Origin of the sequence: Pseudomonas sp. Irchel s3h9 (assembly GCF_900187475.1) — a bacterium.
Classification (GTDB): Bacteria; Pseudomonadota; Gammaproteobacteria; order Pseudomonadales; family Pseudomonadaceae; genus Aquipseudomonas; species Aquipseudomonas neuropathica.
This window is the reverse complement of record NZ_FYDH01000021.1, coordinates 1-22,577: the sequence shown is the minus strand read 5'-3', so window position 1 is coordinate 22,577 and position 22,577 is coordinate 1. Positions and strand designations below refer to the sequence as shown.

Sequence of the window (22,577 nt, the reverse complement as noted above, 5' to 3'; positions counted from 1 at the left end):
GTGATGGCAGTTCCGAAATTCCTTGCCGGATGTGTCCAACGAGCGGTCAAAAGTACTTCAGAGGCCTTGCTGTAACGCAGGATCATCGGGGTTCAGCTGTTCCAGTTGCGCCAGCAGGATCTGCACATTCTGCAGTTGTCCGCTTTCCTTCCAGTAATTGATCAGCAAGACCCGCGCCTTGCGGTCGGCGGGGTGGCGCTGGACGATTTCCTGCAACTGCTTCTGCGCCGCTTCCAGTTCTTCGGCGCTGTGCAGGGTGGTGGCGAGGTCGTAGCGATAATCCTTGTTGTCCGGCTCAAGCTCCACCGCTTTGGACAAACCGAGCAGGGCGTATTCGCGCTGATCGTGGTGCAACAGCCAAAGGCCCAAGGCATGTTGCAGATAAGCCGAGTCAGGTTGTGCCTTGAGTTGCTGGCCCAGCAATTGGCGGGCGGCATCGGTTTGGCCCTGGCGATCGAGGACATCGATCTGCATCACCAGCGCCTGCAGATTGCCGGGATCCATGCGCAGGGTATTCTCAAGCGCGACCTGTGCCTCCTTGAGTTCGGCGTTGTGTAGATGCAGTCGAGCCAGTTGCGCGTAGTTGGCAGCGCTTTCCGGCAGGGCCTTGAGCGTTTGCTCCCAACCGTCGATCGCTTGTTGCAGCGGCGCGAAATACAGCCCCAGCTCATCCGGGGTCAAGCCAAGCAGGGCGTTGATCGCGGCGAAGCGAACAGTTTGATCCTCATCCTCGAGCATTGGCCCGAGCAACAGGCTTCGTTGCCCGCCTGGCACCAGTCCGACCACGCTTTTGATCGCCGCCAGGCGCACGGCGGGGGATTCGTTTTGCAGGTCTGTGTCGGCCAGCTTCAACGCCTGTGGACTCGGATAGTTAGGCAGCTCGCCATGCAGCCACACGCGGCGCTTGACCGAAATGTCCGGACGGCCCAGTTGTTGATACAACTGACGCGCCGCGCCCGGTTGCCCCTTGCGCGCGGCATCCAACGCCTCGCTATAGCCGTGTTTGATCGCATCAGGTATGACCGGCACGGTGCTGCGCACGGACAACCACGCGACAATGACGATAAGCACAAGGCCCAGGCTGATAAGCAAGTAGCGGCGAGACTGAGGCATGCAGGTTTCCGAAACAGGCGTTCTTGAGCAGAGCGGCAAGCTTCGGTCAGCTTCGGCCATGAGTCAAACTCTTGCATGCGAATCGCCCTACAAACTGCGTCGACTCAGTTACCCGTCAGGCTTTCGTTGCAGTGTCTACGCTTGCAGAAGTCGCTTCGATGAGTCTACCCATGCAAGCCCTGTTCAATTACTTCAAGGCCGTGATCCACCCCGGTCAGGCCGTCCTGCTGTTTGCCCTGCGGACCATTGCGGCGGGGTTGCTGACGCTGTATCTGGCGTTTCTGTTCGATCTCGATCAGCCCAAGTGGTCGATCATGGCGGTGGTCATTGTCAGCCAGCCGTTGGCCGGAATGGCGCTGGCACGCAGTTTCGGCCAGGTGATCGGCACGACGCTTGGGGCAGCGGTGGCAGTAGTGATCATGGCGATCTTTCCCCAGGCCCCGCTGCCATTCATTACCACTCTGGCCCTGTGGCTGGCGCTGTGCACGGCCGGCGGCACGTTGCTGCGCTACACCAGCTCGCAAGCGTTTGTGCTCAGTGGTTACACCGCTGTGGTCGTGGCGCTATTGGCAATTCCCGACCAGGACGGCACGTTTCTGTTGGCGGTAACCCGCGTCACGGAAACCTTGCTGGCCGTGGCGTGTGTATGTGTGGTCAGTCTGCTGACGGCGAGGCCGCAAGCGGTGGCCAAGGGGTATTTCGCCAAAGTCGATCAGGTGATCAAACTGGCCGCCAGCCATGCCGCCGCCGTGCTTCGTACGGAAGAAAGCGAAGCGGAGTTCCAGCGCCGGCAAATGCAACTGCTCGGCGAGATCAGCGCCCTTGAAGGCCTGCGGCGGCACTTGTATTTCGATGCGCCGCGCTTACGCAGTGCCAGCCATCTGGTGCTGCTGTTGGGCAACCAACTGATGCTGCTGACCTCTCGGTTGACCGCATTACGTCATCAGCGCGAACTGCTTACCGAACGCTGGGAAGGCGATCTGCCGCTGGATATCCAGCGCTTGCGCGCCGAAGAGCTGGCGCTGCTCGATCAGTTGGCAGAGCAAGGGCGAGCGCTACCCGAACCCGCACGCCAGCACTTCGTCAAGCTGCAACAACAGTTCGAGGCGTTGGCGTATCAGGCCGAGCAGTTGACTGAAAACATGAGCGCCACCTTGCGCTCGCTGGCCTGGGCGCTGCGCTGGGAACAGGCGCGGCTATTGCAGCAACTGGAGCAAATCCTTGAGCTGAGCGATGCGATTCAGGAAGGGCGTGAGGCCAGTTGTCTTTATCGCGGTCAGGTCAGCCCTCTGCATCTGGATTTCACCCTGGCGTCGATGAATGCGATCCGTGCGTTCACCGCGCTGCTGGTCGCCGGATTGATCTGGATCGAAACCGCGTGGGACGGCGCGCGGGGCGGGATGATTCTGGTGGGAATCCTCTGCTCGCTGATGGCGACGTTCCCGCGTCCGCTGATGGCCGCGCAGAGTTACGCCCGTGGCCTGGGGCTGGCGCTGGTGGTCTCGGCGTTCTACCAATTCATGCTGGTGCCGGCGATCAGTGATTTCGAGCTGCTGGCAATGCTGCTGGCGCCGCTGCTGTATGTGATCGCAATCGGTCTGGCCAGCCCGGCGACGGCGGGGATCGGCATGGGGCTGGGGTTGTCGAGTTTCCTGATGCTCGGCCCGCAGAATGTCGGTACCGGGCAGAACACGGCGATTCAATGGTTCGAATTTGCCGGCGCCTATGTCAGTGCGGCCATGCTTGCCCTGATCGTTTATGCGTGGATTTTCCCGTTTCGCCCGGCGTGGCGCCTTCGCCGTTTGTATAACGAAGCGCGTGAGCAGGTGTATGCGCTGACCAAAACGCCCGCGACCGATGAGCAACAGTTTGCCTTTGAAAGCCGCATGGTCGATCGCCTGACCAGCATGCTCGGCCTGCTGCCGGCGGTGAACAGCCGGCCCATGCAGCAACTGTATGAAATCAGCCTGGCTTGCGTAGCTCTGGGTGTAGCGATGCATCAATTGAGGCAGCAGGCACACAACAATGCATTGCTGACGGACGCTTTCAATCAGCGTCTGGCTTCGGCCGTGCGCAAGACCGGGCGCTTTGTCGCCGGGCGGCAGGACGTTCAACTGGCGCCATTGCTGGCCACCCTGCACACATTGGGCGACGAGCTGGATGAACTGCACGTCGCCAGCCATGAGCATGTGTGGTCGCTGTTTCGTATGCGCGTGGCCCTGCTGATCGTGGTGTCATTCCTGCAGCGCCACGGTGACGCCATCCAGCATTCTGTTCCGGAAGGAGAAGCAGCCCTTGCCCATTGATTTCGAGATTGGCGGTGTCTATCTGCCGCCCATTGCTCAGGCGCTATTGTTGGCCATCCCGATATTCATGCTGCTGGACTGGGGATTGCGGCGTTTGGGCGTGTTGCGTCTGGTCTGGCATGAGGCGCTGTTTGAGGGCGCCTTGTATGCCTGTGTGTGTGCCACGCTGATTTTGCTGATGGGAGCCTGATGCCTTGAAAGTGCTATTCACGCGATTGATCACGTTGGCGGTGGTGCTGCTGGCGATCGTCCTCGGCTGGTTTGCCTGGGAACATTACACGCGCGCGCCATGGACTCGCGATGCCCGGGTCAGGGCAGACGTGGTGACGCTGTCGGCGGATGTGTCGGGGCGTATTGTCAGTCTGGCGGTGCAGGACAACCAGCATGTGCAGAAGGGGCAACTGTTGATGGAGATCGACCCGGCGCGCTATCGCCTCGCGGTGGAGCACTCGCGGCGTTCGGTGGAAGTGGCGAAGGCAACGCTGGGGCAGTCGCAAGCGGCCATTGTTGCCAGCGAAGCCTTACTCAAGCAGCGGCAAAGCGAAGAACGTCGACGGCGTACGCTCAAGCAGGGTTTTGCGATTTCCGGGGAGGAGTGGGAGAAGTCCAGTACCGATGTGGCGGTGGCCCAGGCGGATCTGCTGCGCAATCAAGCCAATCTCGGCCTCGCTGAGGCCAACGTGCAGTTGGCGATTGCCGCACTGACCCAGGCCGAACTGGATTTACAGCGCACCCGCGTCGAGTCGCCAGTCAGCGGTTACGTGACCAACCTCCTGACCCGTGAAGGTGACTACGCGGTGAGCGGCGGTGCTTTGTTGGCGCTGGTCGACAGTGACTCGTTCTACATCAGTGGTTATTTCGAAGAAACCAAACTGCCACGAATCGGCGAGGGCGATCGGGTCCGCGTGCAATTGATGAGCGGGGAGATTTTCGGCGGCACGGTGCAGAGCATTGCCTTCGCCATTGCCGACCGCGAAAACGCGCCGGGCAGTCGGCTGCTGGCCAACATCAACCCGAGTTACACCTGGGTGAAACTGGCGCAACGGGTGCCGGTGCGGATCGACATTGATGGCGACTATGCCGGCAAGAACCGCCTGCGTGCGGGCACCACAGCGACCGTCACTGTGCTGGAGAACTGATCCCTGTAGGAGCTGCCAAAGGCTGCGATCTTTTGATCTGCTCTTTTAAAGGCAAGTCAAAAGATCGCAGCCTTCGGCAGCTCCTACAGGGGAACAGTGGCGTTCGGGTGATGTGGCGAGGCATAAAAAAGCCCCGCGACCGAATGATACGCGGGGCAAAAAATTTGGTTGGTTGCGGCCAACCAAAGGAGCTCTTTAACAATCGATTACTTGCTGGCGACAGTCTCCGGTTGCCAGCCGCCGCCAAGGGCCTTGTAGATCGCGACAATGCCGCGATACAGGTCAACTTCGGCCTGGGCCTGACTGTCTTCGGCGTTCAGACGTTCACGCTGAGCGTCGAGCAGCACTAGGAAGTCCGTGGTGCCTTCGCGATAGCGGATTTCAGCCAGGTCAGCCGCCTTGCGGCTTGATTCACTCTGACGGATCAACGAGATCAGGCGTTGCTGACGCTTGCCGTAATCGCTGAAGGCGTTTTCCGATTCTTCCAGTGCCAGCAGCACTTGTTGCTCGTAAGTCGCCAATGCGCCTTCGGCTTCAGCATCGGCGCCACGCAAACGCGCGCGTACGCTGCCAAGGTCGAACGCGGCCCATGTGATGCTCGGGCCAAGTGCCCAGGCGTTGGCCGCCGAGGAACCGATTTGCGAACCACGCCCGGCTGTCCAGCCTAGGAAGCCGCTAAGGCTGACCCGTGGGAACAGATCGGCTTTCGCGACGCCGATGCGCGCTGTGGCCGAAGCCAGGTTGCGTTCCGCGCTGAGGATGTCCGGACGACGTTGCAGCAGTTCGCCCGGGTCACCGATCGGCAAGGCTTTGGCAATCGCTGGCAAGTCTTTTGGACTCAGATCAACGGTCAGCTTGTCCGGACGCTCACCGAGCAGGGTGGCGATGCGGTTTTTCTGCCGAACCTGTTCCGCCTGCAACTGCGGCACGGTGGCTTCAACGTTGGCCAGACGCGCATCGGCGCGCTCGACATCGAGCTGATCACCGACACCGGCGTCTCTCAGGCTGATGGTGATCTTGCGCGACTCTTCTTGGTTTTTCAGGTTGGCCACGGCGATCTTTTCGCGCAGTTGCGCACCACGCAGTTGACCATAAGCGTCCACCAGTTCGGCAATCATGGTGACTTGCAGTTGGTACAGATCGGCCTCGGCCGCTTGCTGGTCGGCGTCGCTGGCTTCCAGATTGCGCTGGATGCGGCCAAACAGGTCCAGCTCCCAGGCCATGTCCAGTCCGAGGTCATAGCGTTCGCTATTGACCCGGTCGGTGGTCTGGCCAGGGATTTGCCCCTTGGCCAGATCACTGCTGGCGCGGCTGGTGATGGTCGGCATCGCATCGTTGCTGGCGTCGTCGCGGATCGCCCGGGCGGCTTTCCAGCGCGCGAACGCCACGCGCAGTTCACGGTTGCCTTGCAGTGATTGGGTCACCAACTGGTTGAGGGTCGGATCGTCGAATTGCTGCCACCAGATGCCTTCGAATTTAGAACGGTCGAAGTTCTTTTGCCCGGCGGCGCCGTCGGAGGCGGCCGTGATATTGGCCGCCTCCGTGGCTGGGGTCTTGTAGTCGGGGCCGACGGCGCAGGCACTGAGGGCCAGCACCAGCAGACTCGGCAGGAAGACTTTCAGACTCATTGTTGCGCCTCCAGTTTCATGGCCTTGGCCGCTTTGCGGGCCTCACGGCGTTCAACGAAGTTACGGATCAGTACGTAGAACACTGGCGTCAGCAACAGACCGAAGAAGGTCACCCCGAGCATGCCGGAGAACACCGCCACACCCATGGCGTGACGCATCTCGGCACCGGCACCGCTGGAGAACACCAGTGGCACCACACCCATGATGAACGCGAAGGAAGTCATCAGGATCGGCCGCAGACGCAGACGGCAGGCTTCGAGTACCGCCGCGAGCGGATCGAGACCTTCTTCCTGTTTGTCCTTGGCGAACTCGACGATCAGAATCGCGTTCTTACAGGCAAGTCCCACCAGTACGATCAAGCCGATCTGGGTGAAGATGTTGTTGTCACCGCCCGAGATGATCACACCGGTGATGGCCGACAGTAGGGTCATCGGTACGATCAGGATCACCGCCAGTGGCAGGCTCCAGCTTTCGTATTGAGCGGCGAGCACCAGGAACGCCAGCAGTACGCAGAGCGGGAACACGAACAGCGCGGTGTTGCCGGACAGGATCTGCTGGTAGGTCAGGTCGGTCCACTCGTAGGTCATGCCGTTTGGCAGTTCATCCTTCAGCAGTTTCTCGATGGCTTTCTCGGCCTGGCCGGAGCTGTAGCCCGGGGCAGCCGCGCCGTTGATTTCTGCAGTGATGAAGCCGTTGTAGTGCATCACGCGATCCGGACCCGAGGTGTCGCTGACCTTGATGAAGGTCGCCAGCGGGATCATTTCGCCTTTGTTGTTGCGTACTTTCAGCTGACCGATCTGATCGGATTCGAGGCGGAACTGTTGCTCGGCCTGAACGTTGACCTGATAGGTGCGCCCGAAGCGGTTGAAGTCGTTGGCATACAGCGAACCCAGGTAGATCTGCAGGGTGTCGAAGATGTCGCTGACAGCCACGCCGTGAGTCTTGGCTTTTTCACGGTCGATGGCGGTATCGACCTGAGGCACGTTCACGGTGTAGCTAGTGAACAGCCCGGCCAGTTCCGGCACGCTGTGGCTCTTGTTGATGATGTTCATGGTTTCTTTGTACAGCTCGTCGTAGCCCAGGTTGCCCCGGTCTTCGATTTGCAGGCGGAAACCACCAATGGTGCCCAGACCTTGTACCGGCGGTGGCGGGAAGATCGCCATGTACGCCTCTTGAATGTTCGCGTACTGGCCGTTCAAGGCCCCGGCAATCGCACCGGCGGACATGCTCGGGTCTTTACGCTCGTCGAACGGTTTCAGCGTCACGAAGACGATGCCGGCGTTCGGGCTGTTGGTGAAGCCGTTGATCGAAAGGCCCGGGAACGCTACGGCGCTTTCCACGCCTGGCTGTTTCAGCGCCATGTCAGACATGCGCTTGATCACGTCTTCGGTGCGATCCAGGCTAGAAGCGTCTGGCAATTGCGCGAAAGCCACCAGGTATTGCTTGTCCTGGCCGGGTACGAAACCGGTCGGGGTGCTGGAGAAACCGAAGAAGGTCAGCACCATCAGGCCTGCGTACAGCAGCAGGGCGATGCCGCTGCCACGGATAACCCGGCGCACGGTGCCGACATAGCCATGGCTGGCACGGTCGAAGAAACGGTTGAACGGACGGAACAACCAGCCACCGAAGATCTTGTCGAGCACTTTGGAGAAGCGGTCTTTCGGTGCGTCATGGCTTTTCAGCAACACGGCGGCCAGTGCTGGCGACAGGGTCAGCGAGTTGAACGCCGAAATCACGGTCGAGATTGCAATGGTCAGTGCGAACTGCTTGTAGAACTGCCCGGTGAGGCCGGAGATAAACGCTGCCGGAACAAACACCGCACACAGCACGAGCGCCGTCGCGATGATCGGGCCGGTCACTTCACGCATCGCCCGTTTGGTTGCTTCGACCGGTGTCAGTCCGAGTTCGATGTTCCGTTCGACGTTCTCCACCACCACGATGGCGTCGTCCACTACGATACCGATCGCCAGTACCAGGCCGAACAGCGACAAAGCGTTGAGTGAGAAGCCGAACAGGTGCATCACCGCAAACGTACCGATCAACGATACCGGTACCGCCACCAACGGAATGATCGAGGCGCGCCAGGTTTGCAGGAACAGGATCACCACCAGTACCACGAGAATCAGTGCTTCGAAGAGGGTGTGAACCACCGCCTCGATCGAACCGCGCACGAAGATCGTCGGGTCATAGACGATGCTGTAGTCCATGCCTTGCGGGAAGTTTTTCTTCAGCTCGTCCATCTTGCCGCGAACTTCGTTCGAGATGTCGATGGCATTGGAGCCTGGGCGCTGGAAGATCGGAATGGCCACTGCCGGCTGGTTGTCCAGCAACGAACGCAGCGCGTATTGGCTGGAGCCCAGCTCAACGCGAGCGATGTCTTTGAGGCGAGTGATTTCACCGTTGTCGCCTGCGCGAATAATGATGTTCTCGAACTCTTCCTCGCTGACCAGTCGGCCCTGAGTGTTGACCGACAGCTGGAAGCTCTGGGCATTCGGGGCAGGGGGCGCACCGAGTTGACCGGCCGCGACTTGACGGTTCTGTTCACGAATTGCCGTGACCACATCAGTCGCCGTCAGATTGCGCGAAGCGGTCTTGTTCGGGTCAAGCCAGACACGCAGCGAGTAGTCGCCCATACCGAACAGCTGTACGTCGCCGACACCGTTCAGACGAGCGAGCTCATCCTTGATGTTGAGGATTGCGTAGTTGGACAGGTAGAGCATGTCGTAGCGCTTGTCCGGGGAGGTCAAGTGCACAACCATGGTCAGGTCGGGCGACGCTTTGTCGACGGTGATACCGATGCGCGTCACTTCCTCGGGAAGCTTCGGCTCGGTGCGGGTCACCCGGTTTTGCACCTGCACCTGCGCATTGTCCAGGTCAGTGCCCAGAGCGAAGGTAATGGTCAGGGTGATCTTGCCGTCGGCGGTCGACTGCGAGGACATGTACAGCATGTTCTCGACGCCGGTGATGGCTTGCTCCAGCGGAGCGGCCACGGTTTCACCGATGACTTTAGGGTTGGCGCCCGGGAAGTTGGCACGCACCACCACGGTCGGTGGCACGACTTCCGGGTATTCGCTGATCGGTAGCTGGAACAGCGAGATCGCACCGGCGATCAGGATCAACAGCGACAGCACCGCTGCGAAGATCGGCCGTGAAATGAAGAATTGGGAAAAATTCATCGGAGTTGTCGTCCCTTAACCGCGTGGGGTCGTAGCAGCCAGCTTCACAACCGAACCGGACGCGCCTTTGGCAGGGGCGACTTTGGGCAGGTTGCTGGCTTCCAGCGCTTGACGTTGTTGAGCGAGTGCCGCGATGGTCTGTTCGCTGGCCATCGGCACCACTTCAGGGGTAACCGGGGAGCCAGGACGAACCCGTTGCAGACCCTTGACGATGATCGTGTCGTCCTTGTTCAGGCCGTTACGGACGATGCGCAGGCCTTCGATCTTCGGACCCAGTTCAACGGCGCGGTATGCGGTTTTGTTGTCCGCATCCATCACCAGTACGAACTTCTTGCCCAGGTCAGTGCCGACCGCTTCATCGTTGATCAGCATGGCGTTGTAGGTGCCGCTGCCGACCAGTTTCAGGCGTGCGTACAGGCCCGGGGTGTAGGTGCCATCGCTGTTGTCGAACACCGCGCGACCACGGATGGTGCCGGTTTTCGGGTTGACCTGGTTATCGACGAAATTCATCTGACCGAGGTGCGGGTTGCCGTCTTCGTTGGACAGGCCCATGTACACCGGGGTGGTCGCGCCGCGCTGACCGTTACGGGCGAGTTGGGTGTATTTGAGGAACACACGCTCGTCGGCGTCGAAGTAGGCATAAACACGGTCGGTGGAAACCACACTGGTCAGCGGCGTGGTGTCGGCGGTCACCAGGTTACCGGCGGTGATCTCGGCACGGCTGACGCGGCCACTGATCGGCGCGGTGACACGGGTGAAGCTGAGGTTCAGTTTGGCCAGATCCAGTTGCGCTTGCAGGGCTCCGACGGCGGCGCGGGCTTCTTGAGCGGCGCTGGTGCGCGAGTCGGCCAGTTCGGCGGAAATGGCGTTGCTGGCACGCAGGCGTTCACCACGACCGGCTTCGTTTTCACTGCGGGTGGCGTTGGCGCGGGATTGAGCAACCAGGGCTTCGAGGCGGCGTACCTCAGCCTGGAATGGACGCGGATCGATCTGGAACAGCAGGTCGCCTTTCTTGACCAGTGCGCCTTCAGTGAAAGCGACGTCATCAATCTGGCCGGAGACCCGTGGACGGATTTCAACGGTTTCCGGCGCTTCTAGGCGCCCGGTGAATTCGTCCCACTCGTTGACCGGTTGTTCCAGCACCTTGGCCACGCTGACTTTCGCAGCGGGCATAGTGGCGGCAGTCTCCGGAGTCTTGCCGCAGGCGCTCATCACCAGTACGGCCAACATGGCCAACGGGAAGCGCAAATGTTTGAGTGACTGTTCCATGGATGCATCCGCCAATGTATTGAAGATGGGCGGATGATGCTCGGCGGGGTGTGATGGCACGAATCGAATGAAGCAAAGGTAACTATCATTCGGAATGATATAAGGCTCGAACGAGCCCTCTAGCATGCACCTTTCGTTAGGTGGCTATCAATCTCTCTGAGGGCAATTCTGTGTTGCCCGGTGTGCAAAAGTCAGGAGAGAAGCTGCGCGGCGGGGATTATGCGCGGATTAAATATGCCGAACCCGCCATGGCGGCGGGTTCGACAATACGGTCAGAGTTTCGGCAACTGGCCGATGCGTCCGATCATTTCAGTCACGATCTGCAGATCCAGCTCGAATTGCTCCACAGTCTTGAACTCGCCATCGGTGTGACCGGTGTATTTCACGTTCGGCATGGCCAGACCAAACTGCACACCGTTCGGCAATTCATGCACCGAGGTGGCGCCAGCGGAGGTGCCGAACTCGTGTTTCATGCCCAGATTTTCAGTCGATACCGCCAGCAGCGCCTTGACCCACTCACCTTCAGGGTTGCGGTACATCGGCTCGGCGATCGAATAGTCGAAGGCAACGGCTACATGGCTCTTTTTGCTCCACGCCGCCAGTTTCTCAGCGATTTCAGCTTTGAGCTTCTCCGGCGACTTACCTTTCGGAACGCGCAGGTTGACTGCGAGTTTGAAAGCTTTTTCGTCCATGCCGACGTAGGTCAGCGAGGTCGTCAGCGGCCCCATGAAGGCATCGGAGAAACCGACATTCAACTTGTTGCCCAGGTAATCCAGACCCCAATTGTCGGCAGCGTAACGCGCGGCATCGGTGATGTGGTTGTGCTTGAACGCGACTTTGCCATCAAGGCTATTGATAAAGACCAGCATCCGCGCGACCGGGTTGACCCCGGATTCGGGCTCGGAGGAGTGCGCAGATACGCCAGTCACGGTGAGTTTGACGTCTTTGCCGTCGACCTTGGCGCTCACCTGGAAATCGCCGCCATTGCGCTTGGCAAACTCGTCACCGGCCTTTTGCAGACTGGCGGCCAGTTCCGCAGGCTTGTCGGTGACCAGCGTGGCGACCGACGCCGATGGAATCTGGTTGGTTGCCAAGCCACCGGTCATCGAGATGATTTCCGCGCCTTTGCCTTCACCTTTGCGCTTGGCAAAGTTGGCCATGACGGTGCCGTAGCCTTTCTCGGCAATCACCACCGGGTAGCCGCCGTCCAGCGCCAGGTTGTAGTTTGGCGTCGGGTTGCGTTCGAAGTAGTAAGGGATCGCGTCGCCCGTGGTTTCTTCGGTGGTGTCGACCAGCAACTTGAAGTTGCGCACCAGCGGCAGTTTTTCTTCCTTGATGACTTTCATGGCATACAGCGTGACGACGATACCGTTCTTGTCATCCTCGGTGCCGCGACCGTACATGCGATCGCCGATCAGGGTGATCTTGAACGGGTCGAGGCGGGTGCCATCCTTGAGCACCCAGTTTTCCGGCGTCACCGGCACCACGTCGGCATGCGCGTGAATACCAACCACTTCATCGCCACTGCCATCGAGGGAAATCTCGTAGACGCGGTTGTCGATGTTGCGGAATTTCAGATTGAACGACTCGGCGAGACTTTTGATCTTCGCCGCTATCTTGATGAATTCCGGATTGTCGTGCTGCTCAACGCCGTCCTTGCGAAAGGTCGGGATTTCCACCAGTTCGCGCAGGGTTTCAGTGGCGGCAGCGCTGTATTTCGCTCGCGTGTAGATACCCAGCAGACGATAGATTTCGTTCTGCTGCTCGGCGTTTAAAGTCTTGTTATCGAGATAGGCGCCAATCGCCGGACCAATGTCAGCGGTTTTCGCCAGATCGCTCTTGCCCAAGTTGCCGAGGAACTGGCGGAAGTCTGTGGCTTTGTCTGCACTGTAAGTCTTGAGAATTTCAGCGCTCTGCTGCGGGGTGATATTCGCTTGCGCGGGCGCCGTGAACACGGCAAGACCGGCCAGCATCAACGTGGTGGCAGCCAGTTTTTTGAAAGGGACATTCATTACGAAGGGCATTCCTTTGCAGGGCAGTGAGTTAGGCGTGCCTCAAGGTTGAGACACATACGCTTACAAGCTAACACCGTGCCAGAGCCTTGCGGGAGTCCTGAAAGGGGATGTGTCGCACAAAAATGCAAAAGAGGCGCACAAATGAAAAAGCCCGGGGAAGGTTTCCGGGCTTTTTTATGGGGGCTCACCTGACGACCAGCGCTTCTCCAAATCCTTGCGCCAGGTTCAGCAAAGCGCGGCTATCTGAAGATCTGTTCAATCATGATCCTGGAGGGGATGAATAACGTATTCGTGTAATAGGCCTCATACCCATAGGCGGTTATGCGAACTTTGCACGGGATCGAAGTTTGCGACGTCAGCAACGGTTTGATGGCGTCGTAGTCATTCAAGTCGCGTTGCGTACCATCCGGATTGGTGTAGTAGAAGATCAGGTCGGAGGAAAACTTGTAATTGGGCCTGGCTTGACCGCTTGCGTTCACTCGCCCTTCAGCTTTTACCGCGATTGAATGCTCGGATGAGAACTCCATGTCGCGATTGAGAGAGCAGATCAGGGTAGGGTTGAGCTGGTTGGAGTTTTCGTAATCATTGAATGCGTTCTGCAAATCCACAGTGGAGTTGAAGTGTGCCGTGAACAGATTGGCGGGGCCGAGCTCAAACGACGATAGCGTGAGGTCGGCGGGCGGAATGCTGGCCGTTTTTACGCAGCCGGTGCAGAGTAGAACGCCCAGGTATATGACCGCGCGGAAGCTGTTCATTGGCCGAAAATACCGTTGATTGAGTCAAAAATCAGATCGCAGGCGGACTTCGTCCCTTGCACAGGTTCTATAAACATCCAGTCAGCAGATGCATGGTGCCTATCAATGGTCTTGTTGATGGTCGGACCAGACTCGATCATCCAACGCTCCCCGAATTCTGCGACACCGTCAGATTGGTCAGGTGTACTGGCGTTGGCCCGGATGTTGATCCATGTTTCAGCGACAGGCGTTGGCTCCGAAAAATAGATGTCGGAACCCAGCCATACCAGGAATCCTTCACCCACTGGATCGAGTGTCACCAGATATTTGATGGTGTAACCGGCTTCGGAAAGTATCTGTGACAGATGTGCGCCGTTCCATCCGCCGAGGCTGTGGCCGACGATGTAAACCGGGCAGGATTTGCTGGGAATGTTGTCGATGAAGTGAGTCTGGATATCGCCGGAACCCCTTGCATCCTTATAACTTTTAGGGAACCCCGTGTATTTCGCCGGCAGCTTGGCGCTGCCCGCAATTTTGCCGTCGAGCTGTTTTTTTGCGTCGTCGATATTGTGGAACGCGCCTTGAAAATAGTATTTCTCTTGGTCGGCAGCCCCACCAATGAAAAAAACGATCGCCTTCTTTACGGGAACGGGAGCCGTCTTTACCGACTGGTCCTTCACGAGTGTTAACGTCGGCGTGACGGCCAGACTCGCGGTATTTCCATTGGGAAGCTGGATTTGCTCTGCCGGCATGTTTTCAATCTTCCAGAAATAGTTTGAAGGTTTCTGCCACGTGTGAACTCACGACGTGCGTGAACCCCAGCGAATCACTGGTGCCGTACTCGAAACTGCCGTCCGCGCGCTGAATCGCGTAGGCATGATTAGGCATGGGCTCACCGGTGCTTTCGTCGATCAATTTGATCTTGTCGCTGAAGTGCACCGGCATCGGCAGCAGACCGCTGAAAGGTGCCGAGACGAAGGTGTCGCCGATGATGACTGTTCCGGAACCGCCCACAACGATGTTGCCGTGTCCGCCCGTGCTGTCGATCGTCGCAGCATTCAAACCATTGATGAAAACGGTCGAGCTGACGCCTCCCGTGATCGGACTGCCACAAGCGGATTTGTCGGTCATCCGGGCGGCAGCAAGCCCGTCAAAGTTCACATTGGGCGAGCCACTGGCAATGGGATTCGTGCCATGTCCCGGAAGAGGGCAGCTAGTGGGGTCCGTGAGGCGTGCAGCAGGTTTTCCGCTCATGCGAAGTTCCGTTTGAAGAGGTCAGATCGGGCAGCCGTGATGAATAGCCGTATCGTAGAACAGCCAGGGCTGTTCGCTGGATCGACAGCCTTGGTGGTCGTAGTAATCGGGAATGGTGAGGATGTGGTGTCAGCTCTGCGAGACATTGACCCCATGTGCATCCGGACGGATGCGAGTGTTCGCCTTCAATCACACCGGTGGTGTTTGAAGAGGCGAGGGGCACAAGCGCTTGCATACGTGAAGTACGCATCAAATTTTACCGTCCCTGGAAATTTCGTTGCGAAGAATGCCGCAAGCTACGCTTGCGTTCAATAATATTCAGAACTGCCAGCGCGGATTCACAGGCTATCTGGATCGCCAAAAAACATCTGAATCCGCGACCGCAACCACCGCTCACCCGGATCATTATCCTGCGACCCACGCCACGCCATGTGCAGTTCAAATGTGCGCGTCGGCAACGGCGGATCTTCCGCCCGAACCCCACCAGCCGCCGTCAACGCGTCCGCCGTGTAATCCGGCACGGTCGCAACGATGTCAGTGCCCGCCAGCAACGTACTCAATCCGTTGAACTGCGGCACGGCCAGCACTACATGGCGTTTGCGCCCCAGTTTCTCCAGCTCTTCATCAATAAAGCCACTGAGATCGCCAGCAAACGACACCAGCGCATGCGGACGCGCGCAGTAGTCATCAAGGCTCAACGGCCCCGGCACGGTATCGGCGCGCAGCAATTTTGGCGCGCTGCGGCGCAGGACCTTGCGCTTGGCGTTGGCCGGCAGGTCTGTGGTGTAGCTGACGCCAATGGATATCTCGCCGGAAGCCAGCAGGCCCGGCATCAATATGTAATTGACGCGACGGATCACCAGCACGATTCCCGGTGCTTCCGCGCGCAGGCGCTTGAGCAGCATCGGCAGCAGGGCGAATTCGACGTCGTCGGATAGGCCAATGCGAAATACCGAGGTGCTGGTCGCCGGGTCGAATTCGGCCGCACGGCTGACGGCGGTCGAAATCGAATCGAGGGCCGGCGAGAGCAGGGCGAAGATTTCCACCGCGCGGGCGGACGGTTCCATGCTGCGCCCGGTGCGTACAAATAGCGGGTCATCGAACAGGCTGCGCAGGCGCGAAAGGGCCGCACTGATTGCTGGCTGACCGAGAAAGAGCTTTTCTGCCGCCCGGGTCACACTGCGTTCGTGCATCAATGTTTCGAATACGATCAACAGGTTCAGGTCGACACGACGCAGGTCATTACGATTCATCTGGAGTCCTGGCAGAGTCATCAAGCTTGACGAGAGCGGCCATATGAGAACAATGGCCGGCATGAATCTTACGGGGAAAGGCTGGTACTCTGCACCGGAAAATTCAGCTTGAGTGAGACGTTGGCAGCAGTTTTTTCATGGATTTTGCCAATGCCGCCCCTGGTGCGGAATCAATGACAGGCATGTCGACTATTAATAGCCACTGATAGTCTTGGGTCAAAAGCCCAGATAGAGTTCAGGGCATTAGAGGTTACTTTGACGAGGTTTGCGATGTCCCGCACGATCCGTTTTCACAAGTTTGGTCCGGCCGAGGTGCTCAAATGCGAAGAGCATGCGGCCGCTCAGCCAGGTCCTGGCGAAGTGCAGGTGCGTGTCGAGGCGATCGGCATCAGTTGGTACGACACCCTCTGGCGTCAGAACCTGGCTTCGTCCCAGGCACGTCTGCCATCGGGCCTCGGCCATGAAATGGCCGGTGTAGTCACTGCTGTCGGTGCCGATGTCGAGGACCTGTCCGTTGGTGACAAGGTTGCCAGTTTCCCGGCTGAAAGCCCGAACGACTACCCGGTTTACGGCGAGTCGATCGTACTGCCACGTACCGCGCTGACCCGTTATCCGGATGTGCTCAGCCCGATCGAAGCCAGCGTGCACTACACGCCGCTGCTGATCGCCTACTTTGCCTACGCCGATCTGGCGCGGGTCAAGCCGGGGCAGTTCGCACTGGTTACTGACGCCAGCCATTGCGCCGGTCCTTCGTTTGTCCAGTTGGGCAAGGCGATGGGCGTACGGGTGATTGCCGCGACCAAGGAAGCCGAGGAACGCGAGTACCTGCTGTCCCTTGGTGCGGAAAAGGTCATCGTCACCGAAGAGGAAGATCTGTTGATGCGAATCAACAAGATCACCGACAACCGTGGTGTCGACGTGGTGTTCGACGGTCTCGGCGGCCCGCAGATGTCGCTGTTGGGCGATGTGCTGGCGCCACGTGGCAGCCTGGTGTTATACGGCTTGCAAGGCGGCAACCAGACGCCGTTCCCGGCCTGCGCAGCGTTCCAGAAGAACATCCAGTTCTTTGTGCACTGCATCGGCAACTTCACCGGCAAACCGGAATTGGGCATCACTCAGGATCACGTCGCTTTGCAACGTGCCTTGCGTGACATCAACCAGTTGACCGCTGACCGCGTGCTGCTGCCGCTCAAGACGCGTGTATTTCCGTTCAACGAGTTCGTCGAAGCGCATCGTTACATGGACGAATGCCCATGCCGCGAACGGGTCGCTCTGCAGGTCGAACCGGCGTAAGCCCTTTTAATCAGAGTCCGTGGCCCCACGGACTCTTGTGCGTTTACCTTCCCCCTGAAAAACCGAGCTCCCTGGCGCTATGCCCGGGCCCGTTCAGCAACTGAACTGGTTTTTGCTCTCTATCTGTATCTTCTAATCACAATATAAGCCCTGATAATTGAATGATTACTTTCATCTCAAGGAATGAGCCATGTCTGTGCATTCAATTTGTCCTGTTCGATATAACGCGTCGAAAACCGTTGATCGCGGCAACTTCTGTTTAATTGTTGTAGGGCTATTCGGAAACTGCTTCTCTTTTTCTTGTGCTCACTTGGCGTGGGACCCTGTGGGAAATTTCCTAGGACTGCGTTCCGAAAAAAATATTCCAACAATTACAGTGGTTTGAGGCTGTTTTTGGACGACTGAAGGCGCTTTGTCAGTTCAAGTGTTTCAAATAACTTCAAACTTGTAAGTGTTAGCATCTGAACGTCTATTACTTATTGATCAATTGTCGCTTGGCTGATGTGTCAGTCTGCGCGGCATGAAACTTTTTATACCGGGTAAATACCGATGAGCACGATCCATGATCAGGCAATGAACTATGTCTACCAGCAAGTATTGCAACGTTTGCTGAGTTTCTTCTCGCGCGCAGAACGCACGGCGCTGCAGTTGCTGATCCAGCGACTGGCAGTGGCCGCCGGCGGCATGGAGAACATCGGTCATTTCAAGGTGCTGGTGAACCAGTCAGGGTCGCGCGACAGTTGTTACACGCTGGCGTTACTGCGGGCGGCGCAGTTGACCATCGCTGGCCGTTCACCCGCGACCTTTCAGTTGCGGGTGGCCAACCTGCGCTGGAACGGCAGCAGCCAGGTGTCCTTGCAAAACATGCATCGCAGCTACAGCGCACTGTTCCTGTATGACGATCCCCGGGTAGAACTGGTGATGGTCGACCACCGCGAGGTATTGCCGTTTGATCACCAGCTACCCATAAGCGAAGCCGGTCGCGAGGCCAACCGTATCAACCTGCTGCTGATCGGGCATCGCAGAACCTGGAATGAACCGCTTGAGCTATGGGATGACGCTTATCTGGCAACTGCCGAGTTCTATGGTCAGGTGGCCCGCTGGAACAATGGCGTCGATGCCATGGTCGGCAGTGAGTCCCCGCGTCGACAGAGCATCTTCCTCGAAGGGCTGGGGCGTGCCGCGCAGAAGGCTGAGATTGCCGCCCCACCGGTGAGTTCTTGCGGCTTTGAAATGCTGTTTACGCTGCTCGACGGGCTGGGTGGTGATTATTACCGTGAGTTTTATCCCGAAGAGGAGCGGGTGGCGTGGCGTCCGGAGGGGCAATTCGAGGCCTGTCGGCGTACCAGCTTTATCAGTATCAACGACATGATTGTCGGCAAACTCGAAGAGCGCTGGCCTTTGTTGAGTGATTTTCTGGGGTTTCAGGTTGACGATCTGACGCTTTATCAAGGTGATGACGAACACGTAGAGCCTAAGGTGGCTGCGCATTTACGAGGTTTGCAGGCGCAAATCATCGAGGAGCGAAACTATGAGGACGGCGTCGGTGATTACCTCAAAAGCAGCCTGATAACGATGCGGCAAAAACAGGTCCCTGAACCGGTATGCGAACAGTTGCTGGTCAGCTTCGACAATCTGCAGGAGCCCGGGAATCTGCGCGCCCAGGCGGAAAGCTCTCTGCTGGCCAGTTTTGAACTGAATGAAATCCAGCTGACGTGCCTGTTGTTTTCACCGTTCATTAATGCGGGGGCCGGACTTGAGCGATTCTTGCGCAATTGTCACCCCGGCATGTTGGTGGCATTGCCGGATCTGCACCGGGCGATGCAGGGCCTGCATGCGCCGGAACAGGTCATGAAATGGATGACGGATGTCAGTGGGCTGCCGGTCAGGTTGATTGTGCGTTTGTATGCAATGGGGCCGGTTCGTATGTCTGCGCCTGGAGAATCGGCCGCGCAAAGCCTCGATGCGGTTGACGCGGCGGCCGAGCCGACCGTTGATCGATCGGCGGAAGGTTGATCGTGAGCCGCTTGCCTGGAGATGAACCCATGCCCACGGATACGGGGTTGTGAAGGGGTCGAGGGAGAATGACTTCGTTTATCAGGCGGTTTATCGATACCTGACGCTGCTGATAGATGAGGCGGGGAACAGCGGGGCGGTGCGCCTGCCCTCACTCCGGCAATTGTCTGACCGGCTCAATGTGTCGATCTCGACCGTCCAGTACGCCTACTCGCTGCTGGAAAAGGAAGGTCGAGTCTATTCAATTGCCAAGTCCGGGTACTACGCGCAAGCGCTGCACATGATGGATTCGCCGGATAGCGGCAGTGATCTGCTGGAAACCGTTTACGTCAATGCCAGGCGCCCGGGCATGTGCGTGCTGAGCGCCGATGAGCCGGCCTCGCTACAGCCACTGGACAGCCCGTTATTGATGTTGGAGCGGGAATTGCTGCGTCAATATCCGCGTCAGCCACATGCGTTGGTGCAACCTTGTGGAGAGCTGGAGTTGCGCACGGTGCTGGCCGCCCGCTACACCTCATCCACGGCCAATTACTGGCGTGCGGATGACGTCTATATCGGCGCAGACCTGCGCGGTGTATTGGAAATTCTGATTTCCGTGCTTGAGTTGCGTCGGGCCACCGTGGTCGTCGAATCGCCCTGTGACTGGGTGATCCTGCGTCTGCTTGAGGCCGCCGAAGTACGGGTCATCGAGTTGCCGTTGCTCCCCGGGGGCATGATTGATCTTCAGCGGCTGGAGTCGGTGCTCAAGAGCGAGACGGTACGTTTGATGCTTTTGTCGTCAGTGCTGAGCATGCCCCGGGGCAGTCTTCTACCGCTGAGCAACCAGCAGGCAGTCGCGCATTTGCTTGGACGTCATGGTACCTGGGTGCTGGAAAACGATTGTTACAGCGAACTCCATGAAGGCAATGACGCGCAACGGATGCGCGACTGGCTGGACCCCGATCGTTTAGTGGTGTTTTCCACGTTCGAAAAGTTCGTCGGGGCCGAGGCGCCTTTCGGTTATGTGCTGTCGCGTCATTGGCGCAGTGAGTTGCAGCGGCATTTCCTGTTGCGCGCGTTTCGGTTGTCGCCGATTCGCCAGAAAGCCATTGCCAGGTTGTTGGGGGGCGGCCGACTGGATCAGCATTTATTGGTATTGCGGCGAATGCTCAAGGAGCGTCGTACGCAATTGATCGAATTGTTGCGCGAACGTCTTGGCGATGCGATGCAGGTTGTCGAGCCCGAGGGTGGCGCGACCGTGTGGGTACATTCGCTGCGACCAGTGAACATGGCGCAGGTCTTCCAGCGATTGCTCAGGCAGCAGATCGTTATTGCACCTGGCGAGCTATTCAGCCTGCAAAGCCTGCATGCGCATCATCTGCGGTTGAGCCCGCTGAGCCATGGTGACCATGACCTGGCCAGTGTGGTCGGGCTAATCGGTGACGCCTTGCGCCTTGCACCTGCTGACTAACGTTAAAAAACATCGGGAGAGTCCCGGATAGATCGCATCGCACTGCGGTCAAACTGCCAGTAAACTGCGCTCTATTCCTGAACCACTCTATTTCAGAGGTTTTGCATGACACTCAGTCCTTTTGCGGGCAAACCGGCAGCGGCAGAATTGTTGGTCGATATCCCGCGACTGGTAACGGCTTACTACACTGGACAGCCCGACGCCTCGATTTCCACTCAGCGTGTGGCGTTCGGTACGTCCGGGCACCGGGGCAGCTCGTTCGACTTGAGTTTCAACGAGTGGCACGTTCTGGCCATCAGCCAGGCGATCTGTCTGTACCGCGAAGCCCAAGGGATCACCGGGCCGCTGTTTGTCGGCATCGACACCCACGCATTGTCGACTCCGGCCGGCGCCAGCGCGCTGGAAGTCCTGGCCGCCAACGGTGTGACCGTGATGATTGCCGAAGGTGATGAGTACACGCCGACACCCGCCATTTCCCACGCCATTCTGTGCTACAACCGTGGCCGTACTTCGGGCCTGGCTGACGGCATCGTCATCACGCCGTCGCACAACCCGCCACAAAGCGGTGGGTACAAGTACAACCCAACCAACGGCGGGCCGGCCGATACCCACATTACCAAGTGGATCGAAGCCAAGGCCAATGAATTGCTGGCCAACAAGCTGGCCGGTGTGAAGCGCATCAGCTACGAGCAGGCGCTCAAGGCCAGCACCACGCATCGTCATGACTACGTGAACACCTACGTCGCCGACCTGATCAACGTGATCGACTTCGACGCCATCCGTGACGCCAAGCTGCGTCTGGGCGTTGATCCGCTGGGTGGAGCAGGGGTGCGCTACTGGTCGGCGATTGCCGAGCATTACCGCCTCGATCTGCAAGTGGTGAACAAGGAAGTCGACGCGACGTTCCGTTTCATGACCGTCGACTGGGATGGCCAGATTCGCATGGATCCGTCGTCCAGCCACGCGATGCAAGGCCTGATCGGTCTCAAAGAACGTTTCGACGTGGCCTTCGCTTGCGACCCGGATCACGACCGCCACGGTATCGTCACGCCGTCCGGTGGGCTGCTTGCGCCGAACAACTATCTGGCCGTATCGATCGATTACCTGTTCCAGAACCGCCCGCAATGGCGTGCGGATGCCGGCGTGGGTAAAACCGTGGTCAGCAGCGGTCTGATCGATCGCGTGGCCAAGCGCTTGGGGCGTCGTCTGTACGAAGTTCCGGTCGGTTTCAAATGGTTCGCCGACGGACTGTTCGATGGCTCGCTCGGCTTCGGTGGCGAAGAGAGCGCGGGCGCATCGTTCCTGCGCAAGGACGGTGGCGTGTGGAGCACCGACAAGGACGGTCTGATCCCTGCGTTGCTCGCCGCTGAAATGACCGCACGCACCGGTCGCGATCCGAGCCAGGCCTACAAGGCTTTGACCGATGAGCTGGGCGAGCCGTTCTCGGTACGTGTCGACGCCAAGGCCAATCCGGAGCAGAAAGCGTTGCTGAGCAAGTTGTCGCCTGCACAGGTCACTTCGACCGAACTGGCTGGCGAGAAGATCCAGAGCATTCTCAGCCATGCACCGGGCAACGATCAGGCGATTGGCGGTCTGAAAGTGATGACAGAAAACGGCTGGTTCGCCGCGCGTCCGTCGGGCACTGAAGACATCTACAAGATCTACGCCGAAAGCTTTATCGGTGACGACCACCTCAAGCAATTGGTCGTCGAAGCGCAGGCGCTGGTGGATGGCGCAATCGCCGGCTGATGATGTTGGCGAGCGCATGAAAAAAGGGGCAACCGTGATGGTTGCCCCTTTTTTTGGTTCTTCACGGAATCCCGGGAAACACAGAAACAAGAACGCCGATTTGATTGATGATGTTCGTGCGAGCAAACACATCTAACAAACCGGCGTTCTTATGCGCGATATTAATACTTTCCTTCCTTTTT

General features: G+C 58.5%; 16 protein-coding genes. 7 read left to right on the top strand and 9 right to left on the bottom strand.

Annotated features, from left to right (window positions below):
• Window positions 1-57: 57 nt before the first annotated feature.
• Window positions 58-1,113 (bottom strand): tetratricopeptide repeat protein, encoded by a 1,056-nt coding sequence (locus tag CKW26_RS27150; RefSeq protein WP_095050850.1) that lies wholly within the window; start codon window positions 1,111-1,113, stop codon window positions 58-60.
• 170 nt (window positions 1,114-1,283) lie between these two features.
• Here CKW26_RS27150 and CKW26_RS27145 point away from each other — a divergent pair, with 170 nt between their 5' ends.
• Genes CKW26_RS27145 through CKW26_RS27135 form a run of 3 tightly spaced genes read left to right on the top strand, consistent with a single transcriptional unit; the run spans window position 1,284 to window position 4,558 of the window.
• Window positions 1,284-3,419, top strand: coding sequence for an FUSC family protein (locus CKW26_RS27145; RefSeq protein ID WP_095050849.1), 2,136 nt, complete (start codon window positions 1,284-1,286; stop codon window positions 3,417-3,419).
• Window positions 3,409-3,609, top strand: a complete 201-nt coding sequence (locus CKW26_RS27140) for a DUF1656 domain-containing protein (protein WP_007914938.1) — start codon at window positions 3,409-3,411, stop codon at window positions 3,607-3,609. The genes CKW26_RS27145 and CKW26_RS27140 overlap by 11 nt, the downstream gene beginning before the upstream one ends.
• Window positions 3,610-3,613: 4 nt before the next feature.
• Entirely contained in the window at window positions 3,614-4,558 is a 945-nt protein-coding gene (locus tag CKW26_RS27135) for an HlyD family secretion protein (protein ID WP_095050848.1), read from the top strand.
• Between the two features lie 206 nt (window positions 4,559-4,764).
• Here CKW26_RS27135 and CKW26_RS27130 read toward each other — a convergent pair whose 3' ends face one another.
• The 8 genes from CKW26_RS27130 to CKW26_RS27095 form a co-directional block, all read right to left on the bottom strand.
• Window positions 4,765-6,186 carry an efflux transporter outer membrane subunit gene (locus CKW26_RS27130; RefSeq protein ID WP_095050847.1) on the bottom strand — a complete coding sequence of 474 codons (1,422 nt, stop codon included), beginning with the start codon at window positions 6,184-6,186 and terminating at the stop codon, window positions 4,765-4,767.
• The gene (locus CKW26_RS27125; RefSeq protein WP_095050846.1) at window positions 6,183-9,362 is read right to left on the bottom strand and encodes an efflux RND transporter permease subunit; all 3,180 of its coding nucleotides are present in this window, start codon (window positions 9,360-9,362) and stop codon (window positions 6,183-6,185) included. The genes CKW26_RS27130 and CKW26_RS27125 overlap by 4 nt, the downstream gene beginning before the upstream one ends.
• Before the next feature lie 15 nt (window positions 9,363-9,377).
• On the bottom strand, window positions 9,378-10,631 hold the full coding sequence (gene mexE / locus CKW26_RS27120; RefSeq protein WP_077573018.1) for a multidrug efflux RND transporter periplasmic adaptor subunit MexE: 1,254 nt from the start codon (window positions 10,629-10,631) through the stop codon (window positions 9,378-9,380).
• A gap of 272 nt (window positions 10,632-10,903) precedes the next feature.
• Window positions 10,904-12,643 (bottom strand): dipeptidase, encoded by a 1,740-nt coding sequence (locus CKW26_RS27115; RefSeq protein WP_095050845.1) that lies wholly within the window; start codon window positions 12,641-12,643, stop codon window positions 10,904-10,906.
• Between the two features lie 242 nt (window positions 12,644-12,885).
• Window positions 12,886-13,401 (bottom strand): hypothetical protein, encoded by a 516-nt coding sequence (locus CKW26_RS27110; RefSeq protein WP_093431292.1) that lies wholly within the window; start codon window positions 13,399-13,401, stop codon window positions 12,886-12,888.
• Window positions 13,398-14,132, bottom strand: coding sequence for a hypothetical protein (locus CKW26_RS27105; RefSeq protein ID WP_007914925.1), 735 nt, complete (start codon window positions 14,130-14,132; stop codon window positions 13,398-13,400). The genes CKW26_RS27110 and CKW26_RS27105 overlap by 4 nt, the downstream gene beginning before the upstream one ends.
• Window positions 14,133-14,136: 4 nt before the next feature.
• Complete coding sequence (locus tag CKW26_RS27100) at window positions 14,137-14,634, bottom strand: PAAR domain-containing protein (RefSeq protein ID WP_007914923.1); 498 nt, start codon at window positions 14,632-14,634, stop codon at window positions 14,137-14,139.
• A 338-nt stretch (window positions 14,635-14,972) separates the two neighbouring features.
• On the bottom strand, window positions 14,973-15,887 hold the full coding sequence (locus tag CKW26_RS27095; protein WP_093431295.1) for a LysR family transcriptional regulator: 915 nt from the start codon (window positions 15,885-15,887) through the stop codon (window positions 14,973-14,975).
• 270 nt (window positions 15,888-16,157) lie between these two features.
• Between CKW26_RS27095 and CKW26_RS27090 the strand changes: the two genes are divergently transcribed.
• From CKW26_RS27090 to pgm, 4 genes are all read left to right on the top strand, one after another.
• Complete coding sequence (locus CKW26_RS27090) at window positions 16,158-17,180, top strand: zinc-dependent alcohol dehydrogenase family protein (protein WP_007914918.1); 1,023 nt, start codon at window positions 16,158-16,160, stop codon at window positions 17,178-17,180.
• Window positions 17,181-17,729: 549 nt separating this feature from the next.
• Window positions 17,730-19,196, top strand: coding sequence for a hypothetical protein (locus tag CKW26_RS27085; RefSeq protein ID WP_095050844.1), 1,467 nt, complete (start codon window positions 17,730-17,732; stop codon window positions 19,194-19,196).
• A gap of 49 nt (window positions 19,197-19,245) precedes the next feature.
• Window positions 19,246-20,646, top strand: coding sequence for a PLP-dependent aminotransferase family protein (locus tag CKW26_RS27080; protein ID WP_095050843.1), 1,401 nt, complete (start codon window positions 19,246-19,248; stop codon window positions 20,644-20,646).
• A 105-nt stretch (window positions 20,647-20,751) separates the two neighbouring features.
• Window positions 20,752-22,395, top strand: coding sequence for a phosphoglucomutase (alpha-D-glucose-1,6-bisphosphate-dependent) (gene pgm / locus CKW26_RS27075; protein ID WP_095050842.1), 1,644 nt, complete (start codon window positions 20,752-20,754; stop codon window positions 22,393-22,395).
• The last annotated feature ends 182 nt before the right edge of the window (window positions 22,396-22,577 follow it).

Coding starts and splice junctions, on each gene's coding strand:
- CKW26_RS27150 (WP_095050850.1), bottom strand. CDS start 1,113: ATGCCTCAGTCTCGCCGCTACTTGCTTATCAGCCTGGGCCTTGTGCTT.
- CKW26_RS27145 (WP_095050849.1), top strand. CDS start 1,284: ATGCAAGCCCTGTTCAATTACTTCAAGGCCGTGATCCACCCCGGTCAG.
- CKW26_RS27130 (WP_095050847.1), bottom strand. CDS start 6,186: ATGAGTCTGAAAGTCTTCCTGCCGAGTCTGCTGGTGCTGGCCCTCAGT.
- CKW26_RS27125 (WP_095050846.1), bottom strand. CDS start 9,362: ATGAATTTTTCCCAATTCTTCATTTCACGGCCGATCTTCGCAGCGGTG.
- mexE (WP_077573018.1), bottom strand. CDS start 10,631: ATGGAACAGTCACTCAAACATTTGCGCTTCCCGTTGGCCATGTTGGCC.
- CKW26_RS27115 (WP_095050845.1), bottom strand. CDS start 12,643: ATGAATGTCCCTTTCAAAAAACTGGCTGCCACCACGTTGATGCTGGCC.
- CKW26_RS27110 (WP_093431292.1), bottom strand. CDS start 13,401: ATGAACAGCTTCCGCGCGGTCATATACCTGGGCGTTCTACTCTGCACC.
- CKW26_RS27105 (WP_007914925.1), bottom strand. CDS start 14,132: ATGCCGGCAGAGCAAATCCAGCTTCCCAATGGAAATACCGCGAGTCTG.
- CKW26_RS27100 (WP_007914923.1), bottom strand. CDS start 14,634: ATGAGCGGAAAACCTGCTGCACGCCTCACGGACCCCACTAGCTGCCCT.
- CKW26_RS27095 (WP_093431295.1), bottom strand. CDS start 15,887: ATGAATCGTAATGACCTGCGTCGTGTCGACCTGAACCTGTTGATCGTA.
- CKW26_RS27090 (WP_007914918.1), top strand. CDS start 16,158: ATGTCCCGCACGATCCGTTTTCACAAGTTTGGTCCGGCCGAGGTGCTC.
- CKW26_RS27085 (WP_095050844.1), top strand. CDS start 17,730: ATGAGCACGATCCATGATCAGGCAATGAACTATGTCTACCAGCAAGTA.
- pgm (WP_095050842.1), top strand. CDS start 20,752: ATGACACTCAGTCCTTTTGCGGGCAAACCGGCAGCGGCAGAATTGTTG.